This window comes from Methanolinea sp. (assembly GCA_030055515.1).
Lineage (GTDB): Archaea > Halobacteriota > Methanomicrobia > Methanomicrobiales > Methanospirillaceae > Methanolinea_A.
Window position 1 is genome coordinate 409,008 of record JASFYI010000001.1, and the last position, 21,401, is coordinate 430,408.

The following is a 21,401-nucleotide window of genomic DNA, read 5'->3' on the forward strand; positions in this document are numbered from 1 at the left end:
GCGGCAGGCCGTCTCCTGGGAAACTGCGCCCCTGCCATCCTCGTTTTTCATGCGGCAGAGGGAACTCTACTCGAACCTCGTCGCCGTCCCCCCGGTCTTCGTCAGGCTCGACGGCCGCGCCTTCCACAGGCTCGCGGAGACGTGGGGTCTCCAGCGTCCCTTCGACGAGCGGTTCGGCAACGCGATGGCGAGGGTGGGGGAGCTCCTCGTTTCGCAGAGCGGGCTATCCCCGGAGCTCGCCTACATCTTCTCCGACGAGATCAACCTCTACTTCTCCCACCTCCCCTACAGCGGGCGCGTCGAGAAGATCGACTCGGTCACCGCGTCCTTTGCCGCGAGTGCCCTCACGATAGAGATGGGGAGCCGGCAGCCCGTCTCGTTCGATGCCCGCATCGTCCACGTCACGCCGGCGATTGCGCAGGAATACCTCATCCAGAGGCAGGCCGAGGCGTGGAGGAACCACATGAACGCCTACTGCCAGCACATCCTCGTGGAGGAGGGGATGACGAGGAAGGAAGCCGCGTCATTCCTCAAGGGCAAGGCCGCACCCGAGATGCACGAGCTCGCATTCTCGAGGGGACTGAACCTCGCCGCGACACCCGCGTGGCAGCGGAGGGGGATTCTCGTCATGAAGAGGGCAAGGAGGGTGGAAGGGTTCAACCCGAGGGAGGGGAGGGTCGTGGAGAGCTACCGGAGCGAGGTGGTCACCGAGAGGGACCTGCCGGTCTTCTCATCCGCGGAGGGGCGCGCGCTCCTCGCCTCGATCCTGCCGGGCCCGTGAGAGGGCGAGGGTCATCTTTACCCCCTCGACGTCCCAGTCCGTGCACAGGTCCATCCCTGAGGCGACGTCGTGCACCCCGCACGAGATCTCGAGCGACGCGGCCCTGACCTCGTCCATGATGCCCTTCTTCCACGTGGCCGCGACCAGCCTGCAGATCCTCTCGTCGGCGATGAGGGCACGCGCGTGGACGTATTCCTCCACGGCGAGGTTGAGCTGCCGGCGCATCTCCTGGTACCTCCTGATTATCTCGCGGGCGTACCCCTCGGCCTCGAGATCCTCGGAGAGCGTCGTGTCGACATACACGGTCCCCCCCTCCATGGGGGCCGGGTAGACGCCCGGCGGCAGGACCTCGGTGAACGTGACCTGCCCGGGATGCACCTCGAAGGTCTCCCCGCCGGCGGAGACGACCGCCGTGCCCCTCGCCTCGAGTTCTGCCTTCAGGACGTTCCCGTCTGCCGCGGCGATCGCGTCGCGCACGCGCGGCGCATTCTTCCCGAACGCCGGTCCCAGTGCCTTCATGACGGGTTCTGCCTTCCACCCGACCCTGTCCCACCTCCCCCTCACGACCCTGACTGCGCGTGCATTCGCCCTCTCCCGGCAGATTGGCAGGAGCGCCTCGATCGCGGTGGCCACCCGCTCGTTCTCGGTCGCGACGACGCACTCGCGCACGGGCCAGCGGAGCTTCCTCTTCCCCGCCTGCCGCGCGTTCGCACACGCGTCGTCAAATGACCGGGCGACCTCCATCATCTCCTCGAGTTCCCCGTCGACGAGCGCGGGGTCCCCGCCGGTCCAGTCGAGCATGTGGACGCTCTCGGGATCCCCCGGGAGCCGCAGGTTCCGGTACATCGCCTCCGCGACGTGGGGGATGAAGGGCGCGGAGAGGGAGAGGAGGGCGCGCATCACGTAGTACACCGTCTCGTACGCGTCGGTCTTCTCGCGTGACGTTCCTTCCGCCCACATCCTCTCCCTCACGAGCTGGATGTACCAGCGCGAGAGATCCTCGAGGATGAACTGGACGAGTGCGCGCGATGCCCGGTGGAGTTCGCAGGAGGTGATTCCCGCCGTGACCTGCGACGCGAGGGAATTGACCCTCGAGACGATCCACCTGTCGAGGGGAGCCATCGACGTGAAATTCTCCCTCACGTAGTGCCCGTCGTAAGCACCCGCCGGCGCGGCCGGCGAGAACCCGTCGAGGATCATGTAGGGGAGGGGGAACCGGTAGACGTTCCAGAAGATGTTGATGGCCCGCGCGGTGTTCTTCACGCCCTCCCAGTTGAACCTGAGGTCTTCCCACGGCGCGTTCTGCGAGAGGACGTAGAGGCGCAGGACGTCCGCCCCGTACGCCTTTATCACCTCCTCGGGGGTGACGACGTTCCCGAGGCTCTTGCTCATCTTCCGCCCCTCGGCATCCAGCGCGAAGCCGTGCATGAGGACGCTCCGGTACGGGGCCCGGCCGAACGCGATCACGCTCGCGCCCAGCTGACTGTAGAACCAGCCGCGCGTCTGGTCCTGCCCTTCGGTGATGAAATCGGCTGGCCAGAGGCGCTCGAAATCTTCCCTCCTCGCGGGGAATCCGAGCGTTGCCCACGAGGCCACGGCCGAGTCGAACCACACGTCGAAGATGTCCTCGACGCGGCGCATCGTGCCGCCGCACGCGCACGGGATCACCACCTCGTCCACCCACGGGCGGTGCGGGTCGGAAATGGGGGTCCCGCTCGCCTCCTCGAGCTCCCGGAAGGTCCCGACCACGCGGTACTTCCCGCACGACCCGCACGTCCATATCGGGATGGGAATGCCCCAGTACCGCTGGCGCGAGATGCACCAGTCCCTCGCCTCCTTGATCCAGTCGTGGAACCTCGCGCTCCCTGCCCACTCGGGGTACCAGGTCACCCGCGCGACCTCGTCGAGCATCTTGTCCCTGATCTCCGATGCCTTCAGGAACCACTGTTCCGTCGCCCTGAAGATGATGGGGGTCTTGCACCGCCAGCAGTGCCCGTACCGGTGGGTGACCTTCTCGCGCGCGAGGAGGTTATGGCCGAGGTCGGCCATGATGACGGGATCCGCCTCCTTCACGAAGAGCGCCGCGTACTTTCCCCCCTCCTCGGTGAACTTCCCGTGGGCGTCCACGGGGCAGAGGATGGGGAGGCCTTCCCTGCACCCGAGGACGTAGTCGTCCCACCCGTGCCCCGGCGCGATGTGGACGATACCCGTGTTCTCGGGGGCGACGAAATCGGCCGTGACCACCCTGTGGGCTATCCCCTTCTGGGCGGGGACCTGATCCCCGAGGGGGGAGGAATAAGAGAGGTCCCCCATTGCCGTTCCCGGCCGCGTCTCGAGGACAGAGTACCTTTGGTACCTGCCCTTCTTGAGCACGCTCTCGACGAGTCCCTCCCCGATCCAGAGGACCTCCCTCTGCCCGTCTTTTTCCGCTTCGACCCTCGCGTACGACAGTCCCGGGTTGACCGCGACCGCGACGTTCGCGGGGAGCGTCCACGGCGTCGTCGTCCATATGACGATGTACTCGCAGCCCCGCCCCTCGACCGGGAATTTCACGAAGATGGAAGGGTCAGACTCGTCCCAGTACTCGACCTCCGCATCCGCGATCGCCGTCGCGCACCGCGGGCACCAGTTCACGACCCTGTACCCGCGCTCGAGCATCCCTTCCTCGTCTGCCCTCTTGAGCGTCCACCACGCGGCCTCGATGTAGCCGGGGTGCATCGTCTGGTACGGGTCGTCGAAGTCGAGCCACGCGCCCAGCCGCATGAACTGCCTGCTCATGATGTCCTTGTTCGCCGCGGCAAATTCCCTGCAGTGCTGGATGAAGGGGCCGATCCCGAAACGCTCGATGTCTTTTTTCGAGGAGAAACCGAGTTTCTGCTCGACCCTCACCTCGATGGGCAACCCGTGCATGTCGTACCCGGCCCGCGCGATCACGTTCCAGCCGCACATCCTGCGGTACCGCAGGATGCAATCCTTTATGATCTTGTTCCACGCGGTCCCGAGGTGAATGTGCCCCGTCGTGTAGGGAGGTCCGTCCACGAAGAAAAATTCCTTGCCTCCCCTGCGCATCTCCTCGACACGCCGGAAGATGTTGTTCTCCTTCCAGAATGCCTGGACTTCCTCCTCGATCTCGCCCGCGTGGAAACTACTCTTCTCTTCCTTCATCGCTCAAGACACCCGTAAAATCCTCGGCAGCGTGCGGGGATGCACCGGACGTGCACGCAAATTCCTCCCGTCCTCCCCCGCGCGGTGGTCCCCCGTGCCAGGCCACGATTCTCCTGGCCAACGCCGTTTTCGGCGCGCATCAGGGAATAAAACAATCCGTCATGGAGTTATTCCACCACGAAGATGTACATGGGGTTTGTGCATATAAAAATCCCCCCGGTGTTTCCCTGCCCCTCCGGGCCGTGATGCGGGAAGGGATCCAGTTCCCCGGGGGAGCTTCATGGGAAACCGTTCGCAACCGATCTCCCATGGTGGACAGGGGTCACGCAAGCGGTTTTGACGTTCCCGAGCACGGGTGCATCGTCGGCGGGACGGAGCGGTTTTCGGGGGAGGTGCATGCGGTCCGGTTCCCCTACACGGGGGAAACATTCGCGCGTGTCCACGAGGCCACGGGGGCTGACCTCGGGGACGCGGTTTTTCTCGCATCACGCGGGTTCTCCGAGACCCGGGAACTCTCGGCGTCGGAGAGGTACCGTGTCCTCTCGGACGTCTCCGCGAGGGTCCTGCGGGATTCCGATGCACTCGCCCGCGTCCTCGTGATGGAGGGCGGAAAGACCATCGCGTCTGCACGCACGGAGGTCCGGCGGGCGGCCGAGACCCTCCGGACATCAGCCGAGGAGGCAAAGAGGATCGGAGGCGAGGTCATCCCGCTCGACTGGACTCCGGGGAACGAGGGGAGGTTTGCGATCACGCGTCGGATGCCCCTCGGGGTGGTCCTCGGGAGGATGCTCGTCGACGCATGGTTCCCCCCCGACGCGCTGAACGTCGTTCCCTGCCCCGGAGAGCGTGCCCAGCGGCTCGTCGAGGACCCCCGCATCTCGGTCCTCTCCTTCACGGGGAGCCCGGAAGTCGGGTGGGCCCTCCGCGGGAAGGCGGGCCAGAAACGGGTCCTGCTGGAACTCGGGGGGAGCGCCCCCGTGATAGTCCACGATGACGCGGACGTCGGGCACGCAGCGGCCCGCGTCGTGCAGGGGGGATTCGGCGACGCGGGGCAGGTGTGCATCTCGGTGCAGCGGGTCCTCGTCCATGAGGCAGTCTACGCGGAGACGTGCCGCGCGGTCTGCCGGCTCGCGGGGGACCTCGCGGTGGGGGATCCCCGGGACGAGAGGACCGACGTCGGCCCGATGATCTCGGCGGACGCGGCAGAGAGGGCCCTTGCAATGGTACGGGACGCCGTCGTGCGGGGAGCGAGGATCGCGGCGGGCGGGCACGCGGAGGGCGCGACGATGGTCCCCACGGTCGTTGCGGGCATCAGGCCCGGCATGCGCCTTTTCGACGAGGAGGTCTTCGCACCGGTCATTGGCCTGTGCAGCTACAGCGACTTTGCAGAGGCACTCTCCCTCGCGAACCGGACCCGCTACGGCCTCCAGATGGGCATCTTCACGCGCGATATCGGCAGGATCGTGGAAGCGTTCGCGAAAGGGGAATTCGGCGGGATCGTCGTCAATGACGTCCCGACATTCCGGGCCGACCACATGCCCTACGGCGGGGAGAAGGCATCGGGCCTCGGGCGCGAGGGGCCGAGGTACGCGATAGAGGAGATGACCACGCTCCGGCTCCTCGCCCTCAGCCCCTGCCACGGAGGTGGTGCGGGGTGACCGGGCAGGGGGCCGGCGCGCCCCGGCCGTGGCAGGTCGCGGTGATCGGGCCTTCGGACTGCACGCCAGGGGAGGCACGCGCTGCGGAAATCGCGGGGAGGATCCTCGCGGAGAGGGGGGCAATCCTCGTCTCCGGCGGGATGTCAGGCGTCATGGAGGCATCGTGCCGCGGTGCGAGGGACGCGGGGGGAATCGCGATCGGAATCCTCCCGTGGGGAGGGGAAGGGAACGCCCATCTCTCGGTGCGCGTGAGGACCGGGATGTCGCACGCGAGGAACTTCATCGTCGTGGAGAGTGCCGACGCGGTCGTCGCGATAGGGAAGGGGTACGGGACCCTCTCCGAGATTGCCTTTGCCCTCAAGACGGGAAAGCCCGTGTACGGGTATCGGACGTGGGAAATCCCCGGCGTCACTGCCTGCGAGAGTCCGGAGGAGGCGTGCCTGCGCGCACTCTCCGCCGCGTCCCCGTGAGGTCCGTCCTGTAACCCCCCATCCTTTCCAGCACTGCGCGGAATTCCGCCGAGGCGACGGCGCCGAGGAGGGCCTCGACCCTCGGGTCACCGAGCATGTCCGCCGGGACGGCGAGTTCGTACCTCTCGTGGGCGACAGGAACGAACGAGAGGCCAAAAGCCCGCGCAGCCGACCGGATTCCCATCGCCGCGTCCGCCTGGCCGTTCTTCACGGCGAGGGCAACGGCCGTGTGCGTCGTCACTTCCCTCCCGTAGCCGGGAATGTCCCGGGGAGATATCCCCCTCCTCGCGAGCTCGAAATCAAGCAGGATTCGCGTGCCCGAGCCCTTCTGCCTGTTCACGAAGGTTTTCCCGGGAATCTCGTCGAGGGAGAGCCCTGTCCGCGAGATGATGCCCTGCTCCCTCTCCGCGACGCAGACGAGTTCGACCTCCATTCCCGGGAGGTACTTCTCGATGAAGGGGACATTGTACTCCCCCGACTCGGAGAGGAGGTGCACCGGCGCGGCGTGGCAGTATCCTCCCCGGAGGGCGAGGAGTCCCCCCATGCTCCCGGCATGCGCCGAGAATACCCTCGTCCCCCGGCACGCGAGCATGTCCGCGAGCCAGTCGAGCGCGGGGTCGTGGCTCCCCGTGACGACGAGCGCCGCGCGCGCCTCGTCCGTCCCCGTGGCCAGGTGCACGTCGACCTTCTCTCCCGCCCGGTACCCCTCGACAGAGGCGGGGATGCAGACGTGCCCATTCGACCGGACGGCACTCATCTGGATCCCCGATCCCCGGGGGAGGGGAATCGCGACCCATTCCCCCCGGACGTTCCCGCACGCGACGAGGACGAACTCGTCCACGCCCGCCTCGGAGGGCAGCGTGGAAGCGAGCCTCGCCTCGACTGTCGAGTGCCCAAAGACCGGGATCCCAGAGACCGTGAGGAGGTGGGCCACGATCTCCCTTAGGACCGTGAGGGCAGAGAGGGGGTACCCCGGGAGACCGATGACGGGGACCTGCCCGACAGCCCCGACGATGACCGGCTTTCCCGGTTTCATCGCGACGCCGTGGACGATGACCTCCCCGAGCTCGGAGATGACTTCCGCCGTGAAGTCCCGCGTTCCCGCCGAGGAACCGGCGGAGACGATGACGAGGTCGTTTTCTCCCGCGGCTCGCGCGAGGGCTTCGCGGATGAGGGCCGGGTCGTCCCTCACCGGGGGATACCGCGTGCAGACCCCGCCGTGCGCCGAGAGGAACGCCTCCGCGAGGCGCGTGTTACTCTCCACGACCTGTCCCGGCCCCGGCCTCGTCCCGGGCTGGACGAGTTCGTTCCCCGTCGGGATGAGACCCGCCCGGAACGACCTCACCGGGACGTGGGTGATGCCGTAGGTGGCGAGGGCGCCGACGTCCTGTGGCCGGACCCTGTGCCCGGAGGGGAGGATCATCTCGGACTCCGCGATGTCCTCCCCCGGGGGACGGATGTTCTGCCACGGGCTCGCCGGTCTCCTGACGAGGTAAGCGTCCCCTTCCCTCCAGACTTCCTCGACCATGATGACCGCGTCGTACCCCGGCGGAATGACATTCCCCGTGTTGACCGGCACGGCATCCATGAGAACCACGGGTGACTGCTCGGACGCCCCGGCAGTGTCGGCACTCCTGACGCAGATCCCGTCCATAGCCGCGAGGTGTTCGCCCGGTACCGAGTAGGCGGCAAAGAGGGGCCGGGCCGTCACGAGGCCGACTGCCTCCCCGAGGGGAACGAGCGTCTCCCTCCACCTGACAGGCACTCCCGACAGTGCCCTCCTCGCGTCGCCGAGCGAGACCACCGAGAGGAATCTCTTTACCACAGGATCACCTCGACGACCTCCCCCGACTCCAATCCCTCCCGCTCCGCGGGGATGCGCACGATGCCGTCCGACTCCGCGAGTGTATTCAGGAGACCCGATTTTCCGAAAACGGGGTATGCCCTGCCCCCTTCGAGCCGGACCCTCACGTAGTCCTCGCGGCCCCGCGCGGAGGGGACGTGTTCCCCGAGGACTGCCGTCGCGGTCCGTTCGATGCGGGCGGTCTCTCCCGCGAGCGCGCAGAGGAGCGGCCTTGCGACGCGGTCGAGCACGACGAGTGCCGATGCCGGGTGACCGGGGAGCCCCACGACGGGTTTCCCCCGGCACCTCCCGATGATCGTGGGTTTCCCCGGTGAGATCGCGATCCCGTGGACGAGAACCTCGCCCATTTCCCCGATGAGGGCTGCGGTGTGGTCCCTCTCGTCCTTGCTGCTCCCGCCTGAGAGGATGACCGCGTCGTTCTCGCCGAGTGCCTTGTCAAGGGCGTACCGGAGTCTCTCCCTCTCATCCGGGACGATCCCGTACGTCCTCGCCGCGCACCCTGCCTGCGCGAGGTACGCGGCGATCATCGGCCCGTTGCTGTCCCTCACCCAGCCCGGCGCGGGAATTTCTCGGGCATCCACGAGCTCGTTCCCGGTGGATATCACCCCCACGCGCGGGACGCGGAAGACGGGGACCGAAGTGCAGCCCACGGCGGCGAGAACACCGCAGTCCGCCGGCCGGATCCTCCGTCCCGCCCGCAGTGCCGGTCTATCGCGGGAGAAATCCTCTCCCCTCCGCACGATGTTCTCCCCTCGCCCCACGGGTCTCTTCACGAGGACCTGGTCCCCGATGGCCTCGCAGTCCTCGACCATCACGACCGCGTCCGCGCCCGCCGGGATCGCTCCCCCCGTGGGAACGTACGCGCACGTCCCCTCCCGCACGTGAATCCGGGGTTCTTCCCCCATCCTCACCGTCCCCACGAGTGCGAGGAGGGAGGGAACCGCGTCCCCCGCCCCGGCGGTATCAGAGGCGAGCACCGCGTACCCGTCCACGGTGGAGCGGTGAAACGCCGGGATATCCATGTCAGGGAAGACATCCCGCGCGAGCACCCTCCCGAGTGCCTCCCCTAGCGGGACCTCTTCGGGGGGAGGGGGGACCGCGATCCCGCGCGCGACGCGTACCGCCTCGGCGACGGGAACTGTCCGGAGAAAGAGGCTCATTTGAAGCAGCCGAGCTGGCAGGCACGGATCTTGATGCCGTGGGCGTTACAGTACTTCCCGATGTCCATCCTCGGGATCCCGTACTTCTCCGAGAGGGCGAATGCCTCGGGACACCTGATCTCCTTTCCAATCCCCTCTTTCTCGAATGCATCCCGAATCCTTTCTTCGTCCATCATCCTGTACTTCGGGCGCGAATGGTATAAAAATGGTCGATGCCCCCCGCCGAGTACACTAAACCGCCCTGAACGCCGGTCCCACGCGTCAGGGGAAAAAGGGAGAGGTGCACGCGGGGAGGAGTTGCGGCGGCGTGCACCCGGGAAAAAAGCGACCGAGGGATGTCCCGTGCCCTCTCCCATGCCTCGCGCGTGCCCCACGCTTCAACCCTTCCCCCGTGCGGCGAGGAGGGCAGCCGCGGCAGACGAGAGGAGCACCGGCAGGACCGCGAGGGGAGACCTCGCCGGGGACGTTGGCGGCGCGGGCTCGAGGGTTGCCTGCAGGTCTATCGTCTCTCCCTTCGCGGGATACCGGTCGATCGTCCCGGTGAAGGGGAGGTACCCTTTCATAGTAACCGTGTACGTCCTGTACGGCGTCGCGGTGGTGTATACAGGCACGGTGAGGATACCGTTCGCGATGTACCCCACGTGGGTCCCGTCGAATGATACTGCCGCGCCGTCGACGTTGCAGTGGACCGTGATCCACCCCATGTCCCCGCCCACGAGTGGCGGCCTCGTCTGCGGCGCGGGAACCAGCGTCACTTGGAGGTCGTACGTCTCGCCCTTCCCGGGGACACCGGGGACAATCGCGGTGAAAGCCGTGTATCCCTCGGCCTGCACCGAGTACATCCTGGAGGGTGTACCGGCCGTGTGGACCGGAACCACGAGGACGCCGCCCCGTATCTCGCCCTTATAGTCCCCGTCGAAGTAGACCTTCGCGCCGTCGACGTTGCAGTGGACGGCATACCATGCCTGTTCTTCCCCGGCAGGGGATTCCGCGCCTGCAAAGAACGGTGCGAGGGAGAGGCACGCGACGAAGAAGACCACGAAAACCCTGGCACTCGCGTTCAATCGCCATCACCACATGACCATCGCCTTTCCCCGTTTTAATGGATTCCCCCCGGGGAGCGGCATTCCCGGGCGAGGGCCCCCCTCCCCGCGCAGGGTCCGCACGGGGAGGAAGGCCCGCTGCTTCTCCCCACACGTCCTCCCGTCCACGACCCGGCCGGAACGCGAGGCACGGGGAAGCAGTGGGCGGTGCCGGAGTTTCCCCGCGGGATTCGCGCGCGTGGAGACCGGGGACAGAAGGAGCAAAAATTGCAATCTTTTTTTGTATCGGGGCCCGATGCTGCGTCTGACGCCACCTTTACATCCCCGGGTGGACCATAGGTAATGCGGTGGCATCATGGCACGCGGTGCGGGACCGACCCTCGTCAGGGCCGGCAAGGCCCGGCGATCGGGCAGGGGAATCGCCCTCGTCCTCGAGGCAGGCACTTTTTACGTGACAGAGGAAGAGCTCGCGCACCTCGCGTCGGGCGGGAACGCGGCGGTCGTCAACGGGCAGGGGGAGGGGGAAGGGTACGCGTGGCTCTCCCCGGTCCTCGCGGCAAGGAAACGCGAGCTCATGGTCCTCGTCGACGACAGGCTCTTCTGCATCGGGACGAGGCACGTGGCAGCCCTCCTGCAGAGGGAGAGGAATGCCGTCCCGGTCCGGGAATACAGGGGGAACGCGGGTGACGTGCATCCCCGCGGCGGGAATCGCACCGGAAAATCGTGCGTCTCGTGCCCGGTGCGAAGGGAAGCGCTGCCGTGAAATGGCCTTCCCGCGGGACCCCTTTTTCACCCATTTTTGCGCCGGGGAGTTCCGCGGGGTGCAACCCTGCGCGGTGTTTCCACCCGGCGATACGAATATGTGCGACACTACACCTCTATCTATCATGCCGAGGTGGGGAGTGGACCGCGATGCGGGTATTGCTCGTCGACGATGATCCTTTGCTCCCGGATCTCGTCCAGAGGTTCCTCGAGGACGAGGACGTGGAGGTCGAGGCCGCGGGGACGGGTTCCGAGGCGCTCGAGCGGCTCTCCCGTTCCCGGTTCGACGCGGTCGTGATAGATTACGAGCTGCCCGGCATGAGCGGGATCGACCTCCTCCAGATGATAAGGCGGCAGGGCGACGAGATCCCGGTTGTCATCTTCACGGGCAGGAGCAGGGAGGAAGTCGCGATAAAGGCCCTCAACTACGGTGCCGACTACTACCTCCAGAAGAAGGGGGACCCGAAGATCAACTTCCTCGAGCTCTTCTACATGGTCCGCGAAGCCGCAAGGAGGCACGAGGCGAGGCTCGCCCTGCGGGAGAGCGAGCGGAGGTTCCGCGAGTCGCTCGAGAACGCCCACCTGATCGCTTTCCAGCTCGACGCGGACCAGAAGATCACCTTCTGCAACGATTACTTCCTCGGGGTCACAAAGTACGGCAGGGACGACCTCCTCGGAAGGCCTTTCCCAGAGGCGTGCGTTCCCCCGAGGGACAGGCCGAAAGTGTCCCAGCTCTTCCACGCAGCGCTGCGGGGCGATCCCGATACCACGTACTTCACGTGCAGCATCCTGACGGCGGAGGGGGAGGAGAGGCGGATCGCCCTGAATAACACGCCGCTCCGGGACACAAGCGGGAATCCCGTCGGGCTCTCGTGCCTGGGAGAGGACATCACGGAGAGGGAGCGGATAGAGGAGGAGAAGGCCGAGTCGGAGGAGAGGCTGAAGGTTTTCTTCGAGTACGCCCCGTTCCCCTATTACATCATGGACCTCCGGGGGACTTTCCTCGACGGGAACCACGCGGCCGAGATCTTCGTCGGTTACCCTAGGAAGGAGCTCGCGGGGAAGAATTTCCTCGAGGCGGGCCTCCTCTGCCAGGAAGACATCCCGCGGGCGATCGCCCTCCTCGCGAAACACGTCAAGGGCGAGGCGACGGGCCCGGAGGAGTTCACGCTCGTGCGCAAGGACGGGAGCCTCGTCGTGGCCGAGGTGAGGAACCAGCCCGTGAAGGTGAAGGGGCAGACACTCGTCCTCGGATCTGCCCACGACGTGACGGGGAGGCACATCGCGGAAGAGTCGCTTCGCCGCGCGAACGCGAAGCTCACACTCCTCAACATCATCACGCGCCACGACATCCTCAACACCGTCACCGCGCTCCTCCTCTACATCGAGCTCCTCAAGGAGGGCGTGCTGGATGCATCCCAGAAGGAGACCCTCGCGAAGATCGAGATCCTCGCCCAGACCATCAAGCGGCAGGTGGAATTCACGAAGATCTACCAGGACATCGGGGTGGGAAAGCCCCAGTGGCAGGCGATCGGACCGATCCTCGAGCGGGAGAAAAATGCGCTCTCGGGCTCGGGTGTCGCCGTCTCCATCGATACGGGGAACATCGAGGTCTACGCCGACCCCCTCCTCGAGCACGTGATCCACAACCTCTTTGACAATTCACTCAGGCACGGCGGCGGCGTCACGTCGATATGGATCTCTGCCCTCCAGGACGACGCGGGACTGAAGATCGTGTACGAGGACAACGGGCAGGGCATCCCCCCCCGCGAGAAGGAAGACATTTTCCGGAGGGGTTACGGGAAGAACACCGGCTACGGCCTCTTCCTCGCGCGGGAGATCCTCGAGAGCACAGGACTTTCCATCAAGGAGACGGGGATCTTCGGGAAAGGGGCACGCTTCGAGATAAGGGTACCCGATGGGCACTTCCGCATCTCTGGCACGGGCGCGGAAACCGGTGCCGCGGACGTCCCCGGAGAGGAACGGGGGCAGAAGGCGGGATAGGGAGAGGGTTGGTTTCCCTAGCGGAAGTCGAGGTCGAGGATGTAGCCCTCGATGAAGTACCCATCGGGACGGAGCGTGGGGAACCCCCTCTCCATGACCCGCCTCTCTTCCGCCGGCCTGCGCTGCAGGACGTACCTGACCTCGTATTCCTTTGCCTTCCGGAATGCCTCTGACCGTGCGTGTCTGACCTTCTCCCTGTCTTCCGGGTGGACCCACCCGAGGATGTCGTGCTTCTGGACCTTTCCACGGCAGAGGGATGCGGGCAGGAACGTCGAGGCGGCATCCCCCGCGAGAACGGAGGCTTCTGCATCCCCTTCCTTCTGCCAGAACAGCGCGCAGGGGAGCTTCTCCAGGAGGATGTGCAGGTACCGGCAGCGTTCCTTCTCCTCGCGGTCCTCCGACCTCGCGGAGATCAGGTTCCTGACCTTCTTCACGACGTCCGCGACCTGTCCGCGGACATCCGGGCTCTTCTCGAGGTAGAGGTCGGCGCCGAAGTTGAGGGCATCGATCACGACATCCTCGCGCCCCTTGCCCGTGAATATGATGAAGGGGGTATCGTCGCCGAGGGCCTTGACGCGCTTCATGAACTCGATGCCGTTCATGCCCGGCATCGCGTAGTCGGAGATGATCGCGTCGAACTTCTGGTTTTTCAGGATCTCGAGGGCCTCGTCCCCCGACGTCGCGGTGGTGACACGTATTCCACGTCCCTTCTCGAGGAACATCTTCGTGACCTCGAGAAATTGCACCTCGTCGTCCACGAGAAGAATGGAGATCATCGTCACCCCTTGGAGTACAGCCACTCGCTGCAAGGAGGAAAGTGGACGGTACACTTATTTAAATGAGACGGATCCCGCGGGAACGGCACGGGAAGTGACCTGCGGGGGAAACCTGCAGGAGAAGTATATATGGGAGTCCCACGTACATCTTGCCATCTGATGGTTCCCGTGCCGGTCATCGAGGTCGAGGAGGGCGAGTTCCGTCTCCACGCCTTCCTCAGGGCATACTGGTACCTCTTCGTCTTCGTCTCGCTCTTCTCGGCACTCACCGTGTTCCTCGCGATATCTTACTCCATCAGCACGGAGATCCCGGTCACGTTCTCGTACGCCGGGGCGCTCTTCGACCTGCGGGTAGTCAGCATGGGTGCATCCCTCCTCATCACGTACCTGGGAGCACTCGCAGTCCTCTGGACGGCATTCGAGAAACCCGCGGGACGCCCGATATTCTATTACTTCATCGGGATCGAGGCATTCAAGAGGCTCCTCCTCGTGGTCCCCCTCGTGACGCTCCTTGTCGCGCTCACGATATGGATATGCAATTTCTACAGGGGCATCCTCACGTACATGTTCTCGATCATCGGATTTTGTGCCGGGCTCGTCGCGTTCTCGACGGTACTCGTCCTCATCAGCAGGACAGCGCGCGTGAAGAACATCATTCTCGCGACGACGGGCTACGCGCTCGCCGTCTTTTTCGCCTCGCTCGCGATCCTCCTCCTCGTCGACATCGGCAAACTCCCGGATTTTCTCGGCCCGGTCATCCTCTTCATCCTCGCGATGGGGATCGCGTCCGTGTTCTTCATCGTCGCGACACTCATCTTCGAGATCCTCATCCCTTCGCTTAGAGGCGGCAAGTAAACCTTTTCCGGTACAATTTCCGGCAGTTTGAATACGTGTGTGCCCCGGGGGATCTCGGCGGGGGAAAAGAATTCATGCGATCAGGTTCAAAAGGGGTGGATGGTGATTTTGCTGTGAAAACCCTCGCGCGACCCATCGTCCTGTCCGTCCTCGTGCTTGGAGCGCTCTGCGGGTGCGCGGAAGCGGGATGTTTCTACCTCGGTATTGCTGACAGCGGCAGGACCGTGCACGCTTTCCCCGGCGACAGCCTATTCCTGTCGCTTCCCGAGAACCCCTCGACGGGATACCGGTGGGACCTCGACGTCTCGGGAGTCGTCGAGCTCGTCAGGAGTTCGTACAGGCCACCGGACTCGCGCCTCCTCGGGGCACCGGGAACCCGCACGTGGCACTTCGTCGTGAAGAGGACGGGGGAGGGAGAGATCTCCGCGGTGTACCGCCGGCCGTGGGAGCCCGGGGAGATTGCGGGCAATTTCGTCCTCCATGTCATTGCGCGGTCTCCCGGCGTGTCCCCCGGGATAGTGCAGGACGAATCGTTCAGGAAGAAGTTCGAGGCCATCACTGGGGGAATCTCGCTCTCCCACTTCGGGAAGGTGCGATACCCGTAGGGAATGCGTCCACGGGCACCGCGTGATTCGCAACTGCACCGGAATCGCGCGTGCGCGGGAAGACGCGGGGGTTTCGAAAGCTTGGGCGGTACTCCACGGTCGCACCTGAAATGGGAACATTGACTCGTGCCGCAGGGACGGACGCGCCGCCTGCACCGGGGAGGATACCGGGAAAATAACCGGGACCGGGCTTACCGGCGCGTGCAGCACGGGCAGTCGTCCTGCGTCCCGAACACTCCACACCCCCGCGAGTCGCGTATTTTGGAAAGGGTTTTTTACCCGCCTGCCGCGGCAGGTTCCCGCACATCGGCGTGTCGCATGCGCATCGTGGCCCTCGCGGCGAGACGTGCCACTCTCACAGGCTCTGGGAGTCGCCCGTCGAGGGTGAAGTCCCTGCAGAGCCTCGTCGCGTCGGGGAGATCGAGGCCGAAAGGCCGGAGGTGCACCACGTGGCCCGAGGGGAGCGTGACGGGGCACGGCCTCCCGAGTGCATCGTAGGCGGAGAGGCGCGCGGTGTCCCCGGGGAAGAGGGCTTCGATCTTGTCGCGTATCCCCTCGGAGTGCCGGTAGGTGACGACGACGACGGGGAGCCCGGTCACCCTGTGCACCTCCGCGGGGTCAATGATATTGTACCACGCGATGATGCAGCCGCCGAGGAAGATGCAGTTGATGTCGCGCCTCCCGAGTGCACGGTATATCCTCATGACGCCCTCCGTCGCATCCATCCCCCCCACGGTTATCCCCGCGAACGCGACACCGTCGACCCTCAGGTCCTTCCTCATCACGATGCCGCAAAGGACGGAAGTGGTGCGGGACGAGAAGCTCTCCGCGATGCCGAGGACCCGCAGCCCCTTCTTCGCGACGTGCATGCAAGTCCTTATGAACGGTGATGGAAAAAAGTATTACCCGGATGGCCATCGCGAGAGACCAGGTCTGCGTGCTCATCCCCACCCTCAACGAGGCCCCCACCATCGGCGGGATCGTCCGCCAGTTCAGGGAGATGGGTTTTCCCCACGTCCTCGTGATGGACGGGCACAGCAGCGACCGGACCCGCGAGATCGCCGCGCGCGAGGGTGCCCGCGTGGAGGTCCAGTCCGGGAAAGGGAAGGGCCAGGCGCTCGTGGAGGCGTTCTCCCTCGTTGAGCAGCCCTACATCCTGATGATCGACGGCGACGGGACCTACGACCCCGCCGACGCAGAGAAGCTCCTCGCGCCCCTCGAGCGGGGTTACGACCACGTCATTGGAGACCGGCTGACCGAGGAGAACAGGGATGCCTTCTCGCGACTGAATCTCTTCGGGAATTACGTCCTCAACCGCCTCTTCAAGACAGCCCACTCGGTCTTCCTCTCCGACATCCTCTCGGGGTACAGGGCCTTCACCCGCGAGTCGGTCCTCCAGTTGAGGTTAAAAGAGGTGGGTTTCGGGATAGAGACCGAGATCTCCGCGGAGGCGGTGAGGAGGGGCCAGAAGATCGCCGTGGTCCCCGTCGGGTACAGGAAACGGAGTGGGACGCCCACGAAGCTCTCTCCCTTCCACGATGGGCTGAAGATCACTGCCACTATCTACAGGCTCGCGAAGATGAGCAACCCCCTCTTTTACTTTGGGCTGATGGGCCTTGCCATCATGGCCGCGGGGTTCCTCATCGGTATCTACATCGTGATCGAGTGGTTGAGACAGGTCGAGCACCTCCCCCTCACGATCCTGACCGTCCTCCTCATCATCGTGGGATTCCAGATATTCATGTTCGGGGTGTTCTCCGACATGATGCTCGCGATGCACCGCGAGGTCCTCGCGGAGATCCGCGGGGGGAGGCAGAGAGAGAAGTGAGCGCGCAGACGCGAGGGGAATGCCCGCGGTTTGCACCCGCAAAATAATCTTTATCTCCGGAGCACGCGAGATATACATACAGGATTTCTCGTGCGATAGTAGTCTAGCGGCAGGACAGGGGCTTCCCAAGCCTCTAACCCGGGTTCGATCCCCGGCTATCGCATTTCTCCGATGGATGTAGTGGAAAAGGATCTCTCTGCCCTCCGCATCATCGCAGAGAACCAGAAGGGAGTTCTCAGGGACATCGCGACGGTCGTTGCCGGCCACGACGGCAACATCCTCATGATCCACCAGGAGATCTTCGACTCCGGGCCGTGGAAGGGTATGGCCGAGATCTACATGGAGTTTGACGGGTGTGCCAATGCCGAGGAACTGGCAAGCCACCTCGTCTCGCTCCCCCACGTCAGGGAAGTGAAGGTCGTCGAGCCTTTCAGCCATATATACGGGACCCGCGTCATCATCATCGGGGGCGGGGCGCAGGTTGCCCAGGTGGCAATGGGCGCGGTCAACGAGGCGGACCGCCACAACATAAGGGGAGAACGCATCTCGGTCGACACGATACCCCTCGTCGGGGAAAAGACCGTCGCGCAGGCCGTCGAGGCAGTCGCGAGGCTCCCCCGGGCCGCGATCCTCGTGCTCGCCGGGTCCCTCATGGGGGGCGAGATCTCGCGGGCGGTGGACAAGGTGAGGGAGGCAGGGATCCCCGTCATCGCCCTGAAGATGGCCGGGAGCGTGCCAAAGCACGCGGACATGGTCGTCACGGACCCCATCCAGGCCGGCGTATTCGCCGTGATGCACGTCAGCAGCAAGGCAGTGTTCGACATCAACAGGGTCAGGGGCAAGGAATTCTAGGGATGGACAGGCTAAAAGAGGCCGCCCGGATCATCAGGCAGGACGGCCTCGTCGTTTACCCGACGGACACGATATACGGCCTCGGCGCGGACGCATTCTCCGACGAGGCGATAAGGAAGGTCTTCGAGGCGAAGAGGAGGCCGTTCTCCCAGCCCATATCCGTCGCGGTGGCGGACATCGAGATGATCTTCGGGATCGCCCGCGTCGACGCGGATGCCCTCCGGTTCATCGAGGAGTTCCTCCCAGGACCGGTCACGGTGGTCATCCCCGCACGCTCCTCCATCCCGTCGTCCCTCACGGGGGGGACGGGGATGATCGGGATACGCATCCCGAACCACCCCGTCGCACTCAGGCTGGTATCACTCGTCGATTCGCCCATAACCGCGACCAGCGCGAACATCCACGGTGCCCGCGACCCCGTGACCCCCGACGAGTGCCACGTGCCACACGACCTCCTCCTCGACGGGGGCAGGCTCTCCGGGACGCCGAGCACCGTCGTCGACCTCAAGAACAGGTGCATCGTCCGGAAGGGGGCGCAGGAAGCGGAAGTTGCTGCCTTCCTCCGCCGGCTGGAGGAGGAATGACGGGGGACAAGCCCATAAGGCTGCGCGACTTCGTCGAGGACACGGGTGGCTGGCTCTACGCGGTCGCTGCGTACGATAACAGGGAGAGGGTAGGGTGCCTCCTCCGGTACATCCCCGACGAGAGAGGCGACCGGGTCGCGCCGGACGGGACCCGGTACCGGAAGGTCGGGTTCGAAGAGGCATACGCGCTCGTCTCCCGCGAGAGGCCCGGGTACCACGACATCTTCCACAGGGTCCCTTCCCGCGACGTCCGCCGCGTATTCAAGCCCGAGGTCGAGATAGGCCGGATTTCCCGCCGGGACGCGCGGGTGGAGAGGCTCCTCTCCGTTTTCTCCCTCCCGCCGGGGGCGATGGGGTGCACCGGCTCGCACCTCTGCGGGCTCGCGGACGACTCTTCTGACATCGACCTCGTGGTCTACGGGGATTACTACTTCCACGCCATCCGGCGGCTCAGGCTCGCCGTCGAGAAGGGGCTCATCGACCCCGTGGACGGGGAGACGTGGAGGAGGATATACGAGAAGAGGAGGCCGGAGATAGGCTTCGAGGAGTTCCTCGCGCACGAGGTGCGGAAATGGAACCGCGGGATGATCGGCGGGACGTACTTCGACATCCTCTACACCCGGGAGTACGGCGAACTCCTCGAAACGCCCCACGTGAAGGGGCGGGCGCTCGGGAGGAAGACCATCGAGGCGAGGGTCACCGACGCGCGTTTCGCCCACGACAGCCCGGCAATATACCGGGTGGACCACGAGGAGGTCGGGACGGTCCTCTCCTTCACCCACACCTACAGCGGCCAGGCACGGGAGGGAGAGGTCATCGAGGCGCGGGGTGTCCTCGAGGAACACGCCGACGGTCTCTGCCTCGTCGTGGGGACGACGCGCGAGGCGAGGGGGGAGTACATCCGCTCGCTCTCACTCCTCGGCGAGGTCTGAAAGGGGAGGGAGATCGACCCGCGCGGACAGCGGTCCGGGAAACCGGCACGCGGTGGTCCTCTCACCCGAGGATGTCGGAGAGCCTCCTGCCCATCGGGAGGCATTCCGCGTGGAACGGGCACGACCTGCAGCGCGGGCCTGTCACCCTCGCGGGAACCTTCCCGGAGATGACCTCGCGCGCGCTCTCGAGGGCACGGAGAAACCGCCGCTTGTCGACAGGGTTCGGCGTGCAACTCCTCGACACGCCTGAAGGGATGTACTCGATAGAACCGTGCGGCACGTCCCTCCCCGCGGCATCGGAGAGGAGGAGCATGTAGCCGAAGACGCGCAGCCGGTCGGAGGCGTGAGTGCCGGATGGCGGGGCGTGGACCGCGCGAACGACGGCAAAGTGCGGGACCGCGTCAAAGACCTTGTCGACGTTTCCCACGAGGCCGAACCTGCGCGACGCGAGGGGGAGGTCCGATTCCCGCGGGAGGGGCCATGGACCTCCCCGTGCGCACCTCTCGATGCATTCACCGAGGAACTCCCGGAGCGAGGGATCTATCCCGGGATCGATCGCGAGGGCCTCGTCCCAGATCCTCTCCGGGTCGAGTTCCCTGCCGAGGTGGGATGCAACTTGCCTGCAGAGCACGTATCTCGGTCCCGGTCCCCTGGGCGTCCCCGTTCTCCTCTCGAGGTACAAGCGCATCGGGCAGAAGGCGGCCGTCACGACGGCCGATACCGGCACCATCACGGTGCTCCCATCCTCACCGCGAGAGTCCACGGGTCGCCACCCTGCCACCGCGGGGTCCTTCCCTTCTCCTCGCGTTCCGAGCCCAAATACCGAGATCCCGCGCGGTGTCCCTGCCATTTTCGGCCGGGAAAGGGTTTTGCACTCGCGCGGAGAAGAGTACACCCATGACTTCCCACGAGATCGCCGTCAATATCCCCAACACCCTGGACCCTGTCTACAGTAACATGATCCAGATCGCGTACAAGGAAGATGAATTCACCTTTATCTTCCTCCACCAGATCCCGGGGGTGAACCAGGCGCGTGCGAAGGCGATCGTGAGCATTACCCCGCAGCACGCAAAGACTCTCCTCGCCGTCTTTTCAAAGACCATGGCCGATTACGAGGCGAAGTTCGGGAAGGTCGAATCGACGGGGGGAAAGCAGGAAGGAGAGAGCGTGACGACGATCCGCGGCTATTCATGAAAGGTCACGCGTCGCGCAAGGACGATTGCGGGAAAAGCGCGGCCAATGGCGAAACCTTTCCCAACCTTCATATTTCAGGACGTCGAATCTAATGGACAATCGTGCCGCCATGGCTTAGTGGTATAGCGGCTGATTCGTAATCAGCAGGTCGGGGGTTCAAATCCCTCTGGCGGCTCTCCGGATTTCCCCTATTTCGCTTTTCATTTCCCTCTCCGCGCGGGAACCGCCGGAATATAACGGATACCTTGATGCAGTCGGTTGCTGCATTCTCCTGCACGGGATCGCATGTGGGAGCCGGCCCTGCTCGATCCCCTCGTCATCCTCGTGGCCCGGGTCATCGGGACGAGCCTCGAGACGATAAGGACGAACTACATCAACCGCGGCCACTCGAACCTCGCCACGAGGATTGGGGTGGTCAAGGTCGCGATATGGCTCTTCTCGACGGGGCTCGTCTTCTCGAATCTCCGGGACGTCCTCGGGATCACCGCGTACGTAGCCGGTTATGCCATCGGGACGGTCATCGGGATGCGGATCGAGGAGAGGATAAGTCTCGGGAGTGTCATCGTCAGGGTGTTCCACCCGGGAGACCCTACTCCCCTTCGTGGAGAAGTGCGGCGAAATGGGTTTTGGCATCACGCGCCTCGATGGAAGGGGGTAACCGCGCGTCACCCGTTGCCGTCCTCTACATGGTCGTTCCCCGCGCGCACCTCCGGGAACTCCTCTCTCCCCTCGGCACTGGATACGATTACCTCATCTACAGGGTGGATGACGTGAGGCCGGGGAGCGGGGAGTCGCGGATCTTCCACGGGGCGACGATAAGATGGTGGGAACGGTTCCTCGGCCTCTGAATCGAATTCCACGCCACGTC

General features: G+C 65.1%; 21 protein-coding genes and 2 tRNA genes. 15 read left to right on the forward strand and 8 right to left on the reverse strand.

Going from position 1 to position 21,401, the window contains the following annotated elements; genetic code table 11:
• The first annotated feature begins 49 nt into the window (after window positions 1-49).
• Window positions 50-781: a tRNA(His) guanylyltransferase Thg1 family protein gene (locus tag QFX32_02220; GenBank protein MDI9632857.1), complete on the forward strand. Its 732-nt coding sequence runs from the start codon at window positions 50-52 to the stop codon at window positions 779-781.
• Here QFX32_02220 and ileS read toward each other — a convergent pair.
• Window positions 731-3,946 (reverse strand): isoleucine--tRNA ligase, encoded by a 3,216-nt coding sequence (gene ileS / locus QFX32_02225; protein ID MDI9632858.1) that lies wholly within the window; start codon window positions 3,944-3,946, stop codon window positions 731-733. The two genes, QFX32_02220 and ileS, sit on opposite strands and share 51 nt — an antisense overlap.
• Before the next feature lie 308 nt (window positions 3,947-4,254).
• Here ileS and QFX32_02230 point away from each other — a divergent pair, with 308 nt between their 5' ends.
• Window positions 4,255-5,604, forward strand: a complete 1,350-nt coding sequence (locus tag QFX32_02230) for an aldehyde dehydrogenase family protein (protein ID MDI9632859.1) — start codon at window positions 4,255-4,257, stop codon at window positions 5,602-5,604.
• Window positions 5,601-6,074 (forward strand): TIGR00725 family protein, encoded by a 474-nt coding sequence (locus QFX32_02235; protein MDI9632860.1) that lies wholly within the window; start codon window positions 5,601-5,603, stop codon window positions 6,072-6,074. Before QFX32_02230 ends, QFX32_02235 begins: the two co-directional genes overlap by 4 nt.
• On the opposite strand, the gene QFX32_02240 is transcribed toward QFX32_02235, so the two are convergent.
• The 4 genes from QFX32_02240 to QFX32_02255 form a co-directional block, all read right to left on the reverse strand.
• Window positions 6,013-7,899 carry a molybdopterin biosynthesis protein gene (locus tag QFX32_02240; protein MDI9632861.1) on the reverse strand — a complete coding sequence of 629 codons (1,887 nt, stop codon included), beginning with the start codon at window positions 7,897-7,899 and terminating at the stop codon, window positions 6,013-6,015. The two genes, QFX32_02235 and QFX32_02240, sit on opposite strands and share 62 nt — an antisense overlap.
• On the reverse strand, window positions 7,893-9,098 hold the full coding sequence (locus QFX32_02245; GenBank protein ID MDI9632862.1) for a molybdopterin molybdotransferase MoeA: 1,206 nt from the start codon (window positions 9,096-9,098) through the stop codon (window positions 7,893-7,895). Before QFX32_02245 ends, QFX32_02240 begins: the two co-directional genes overlap by 7 nt.
• Window positions 9,095-9,271 (reverse strand): hypothetical protein, encoded by a 177-nt coding sequence (locus QFX32_02250; GenBank protein ID MDI9632863.1) that lies wholly within the window; start codon window positions 9,269-9,271, stop codon window positions 9,095-9,097. The genes QFX32_02245 and QFX32_02250 overlap by 4 nt, the downstream gene beginning before the upstream one ends.
• A 204-nt stretch (window positions 9,272-9,475) precedes the next feature.
• On the reverse strand, window positions 9,476-10,162 hold the full coding sequence (locus QFX32_02255; protein MDI9632864.1) for a hypothetical protein: 687 nt from the start codon (window positions 10,160-10,162) through the stop codon (window positions 9,476-9,478).
• A 334-nt stretch (window positions 10,163-10,496) separates the two neighbouring features.
• Between QFX32_02255 and QFX32_02260 the strand changes: the two genes are divergently transcribed.
• Together QFX32_02260 and QFX32_02265 are read left to right on the forward strand one after the other, a co-directional pair.
• Window positions 10,497-10,904 (forward strand): hypothetical protein, encoded by a 408-nt coding sequence (locus QFX32_02260; GenBank protein MDI9632865.1) that lies wholly within the window; start codon window positions 10,497-10,499, stop codon window positions 10,902-10,904.
• 149 nt (window positions 10,905-11,053) lie between these two features.
• Window positions 11,054-12,907 (forward strand): PAS domain S-box protein, encoded by a 1,854-nt coding sequence (locus tag QFX32_02265; GenBank protein ID MDI9632866.1) that lies wholly within the window; start codon window positions 11,054-11,056, stop codon window positions 12,905-12,907.
• 17 nt (window positions 12,908-12,924) lie between these two features.
• Here QFX32_02265 and QFX32_02270 read toward each other — a convergent pair whose 3' ends face one another.
• Window positions 12,925-13,683 (reverse strand): response regulator, encoded by a 759-nt coding sequence (locus QFX32_02270; GenBank protein MDI9632867.1) that lies wholly within the window; start codon window positions 13,681-13,683, stop codon window positions 12,925-12,927.
• 159 nt (window positions 13,684-13,842) lie between these two features.
• Here QFX32_02270 and QFX32_02275 point away from each other — a divergent pair, with 159 nt between their 5' ends.
• Together QFX32_02275 and QFX32_02280 are read left to right on the forward strand one after the other, a co-directional pair.
• Window positions 13,843-14,538, forward strand: coding sequence for a hypothetical protein (locus tag QFX32_02275; protein ID MDI9632868.1), 696 nt, complete (start codon window positions 13,843-13,845; stop codon window positions 14,536-14,538).
• Window positions 14,539-14,651: 113 nt separating this feature from the next.
• Window positions 14,652-15,143, forward strand: coding sequence for a protease inhibitor I42 family protein (locus tag QFX32_02280; protein ID MDI9632869.1), 492 nt, complete (start codon window positions 14,652-14,654; stop codon window positions 15,141-15,143).
• A 275-nt stretch (window positions 15,144-15,418) separates the two neighbouring features.
• Here QFX32_02280 and QFX32_02285 read toward each other — a convergent pair whose 3' ends face one another.
• Entirely contained in the window at window positions 15,419-16,012 is a 594-nt protein-coding gene (locus QFX32_02285) for a DUF99 family protein (protein ID MDI9632870.1), read from the reverse strand.
• A 41-nt stretch (window positions 16,013-16,053) separates the two neighbouring features.
• Here QFX32_02285 and aglJ point away from each other — a divergent pair, with 41 nt between their 5' ends.
• The 5 genes from aglJ (at window position 16,054) to QFX32_02310 (ending at window position 19,339) form a co-directional block, all read left to right on the forward strand.
• Entirely contained in the window at window positions 16,054-16,971 is a 918-nt protein-coding gene (gene aglJ, locus QFX32_02290; GenBank protein ID MDI9632871.1) for an S-layer glycoprotein N-glycosyltransferase AglJ, read from the forward strand.
• Window positions 16,972-17,063: 92 nt separating this feature from the next.
• A tRNA-Gly gene (locus tag QFX32_02295) sits at window positions 17,064-17,134 on the forward strand.
• Window positions 17,135-17,142: 8 nt separating this feature from the next.
• Window positions 17,143-17,823: a DUF5612 domain-containing protein gene (locus QFX32_02300; protein ID MDI9632872.1), complete on the forward strand. Its 681-nt coding sequence runs from the start codon at window positions 17,143-17,145 to the stop codon at window positions 17,821-17,823.
• A gap of 2 nt (window positions 17,824-17,825) precedes the next feature.
• A complete protein-coding gene (locus QFX32_02305; protein MDI9632873.1) occupies window positions 17,826-18,407 on the forward strand; it encodes an L-threonylcarbamoyladenylate synthase in 582 nt (193 codons plus the stop codon).
• Window positions 18,404-19,339, forward strand: a complete 936-nt coding sequence (locus QFX32_02310) for a DNA polymerase subunit beta (protein ID MDI9632874.1) — start codon at window positions 18,404-18,406, stop codon at window positions 19,337-19,339. The genes QFX32_02305 and QFX32_02310 overlap by 4 nt, the downstream gene beginning before the upstream one ends.
• Before the next feature lie 61 nt (window positions 19,340-19,400).
• Here QFX32_02310 and QFX32_02315 read toward each other — a convergent pair whose 3' ends face one another.
• A complete protein-coding gene (locus QFX32_02315) occupies window positions 19,401-20,102 on the reverse strand; it encodes a Dna2/Cas4 domain-containing protein (protein ID MDI9632875.1) in 702 nt (233 codons plus the stop codon).
• A 134-nt stretch (window positions 20,103-20,236) separates the two neighbouring features.
• Between QFX32_02315 and QFX32_02320 the strand changes: the two genes are divergently transcribed.
• From QFX32_02320 to QFX32_02330, 3 genes are all read left to right on the forward strand, one after another.
• A complete protein-coding gene (locus QFX32_02320) occupies window positions 20,237-20,533 on the forward strand; it encodes a DUF3467 domain-containing protein (protein ID MDI9632876.1) in 297 nt (98 codons plus the stop codon).
• A 103-nt stretch (window positions 20,534-20,636) separates the two neighbouring features.
• Window positions 20,637-20,708: transfer RNA gene (locus QFX32_02325), tRNA-Thr, on the forward strand.
• A gap of 110 nt (window positions 20,709-20,818) precedes the next feature.
• A complete protein-coding gene (locus QFX32_02330) occupies window positions 20,819-21,307 on the forward strand; it encodes a DUF5698 domain-containing protein (protein ID MDI9632877.1) in 489 nt (162 codons plus the stop codon).
• Window positions 21,308-21,401 lie beyond the last annotated feature (94 nt).

What these genes read in the sequence shown, in the direction of transcription:
- QFX32_02250 (MDI9632863.1), bottom strand. Translation starts at nt 9,271, where the DNA reads ATGGACGAAGAAAGGATTCGGGATGCATTCGAGAAAGAGGGGATTGGA.
- QFX32_02265 (MDI9632866.1), top strand. Translation starts at nt 11,054, where the DNA reads ATGCGGGTATTGCTCGTCGACGATGATCCTTTGCTCCCGGATCTCGTC.
- QFX32_02270 (MDI9632867.1), bottom strand. Translation starts at nt 13,683, where the DNA reads ATGATCTCCATTCTTCTCGTGGACGACGAGGTGCAATTTCTCGAGGTC.
- QFX32_02310 (MDI9632874.1), top strand. Translation starts at nt 18,404, where the DNA reads ATGACGGGGGACAAGCCCATAAGGCTGCGCGACTTCGTCGAGGACACG.
- QFX32_02275 (MDI9632868.1), top strand. Translation starts at nt 13,843, where the DNA reads ATGGTTCCCGTGCCGGTCATCGAGGTCGAGGAGGGCGAGTTCCGTCTC.
- ileS (MDI9632858.1), bottom strand. Translation starts at nt 3,946, where the DNA reads ATGAAGGAAGAGAAGAGTAGTTTCCACGCGGGCGAGATCGAGGAGGAA.
- QFX32_02300 (MDI9632872.1), top strand. Translation starts at nt 17,143, where the DNA reads ATGGATGTAGTGGAAAAGGATCTCTCTGCCCTCCGCATCATCGCAGAG.
- QFX32_02220 (MDI9632857.1), top strand. Translation starts at nt 50, where the DNA reads ATGCGGCAGAGGGAACTCTACTCGAACCTCGTCGCCGTCCCCCCGGTC.
- QFX32_02285 (MDI9632870.1), bottom strand. Translation starts at nt 16,012, where the DNA reads ATGCACGTCGCGAAGAAGGGGCTGCGGGTCCTCGGCATCGCGGAGAGC.
- QFX32_02320 (MDI9632876.1), top strand. Translation starts at nt 20,237, where the DNA reads ATGACTTCCCACGAGATCGCCGTCAATATCCCCAACACCCTGGACCCT.
- QFX32_02330 (MDI9632877.1), top strand. Translation starts at nt 20,819, where the DNA reads ATGTGGGAGCCGGCCCTGCTCGATCCCCTCGTCATCCTCGTGGCCCGG.
- QFX32_02305 (MDI9632873.1), top strand. Translation starts at nt 17,826, where the DNA reads ATGGACAGGCTAAAAGAGGCCGCCCGGATCATCAGGCAGGACGGCCTC.
- QFX32_02260 (MDI9632865.1), top strand. Translation starts at nt 10,497, where the DNA reads ATGGCACGCGGTGCGGGACCGACCCTCGTCAGGGCCGGCAAGGCCCGG.
- QFX32_02230 (MDI9632859.1), top strand. Translation starts at nt 4,255, where the DNA reads ATGGTGGACAGGGGTCACGCAAGCGGTTTTGACGTTCCCGAGCACGGG.
- aglJ (MDI9632871.1), top strand. Translation starts at nt 16,054, where the DNA reads ATGGCCATCGCGAGAGACCAGGTCTGCGTGCTCATCCCCACCCTCAAC.
- QFX32_02245 (MDI9632862.1), bottom strand. Translation starts at nt 9,098, where the DNA reads ATGAGCCTCTTTCTCCGGACAGTTCCCGTCGCCGAGGCGGTACGCGTC.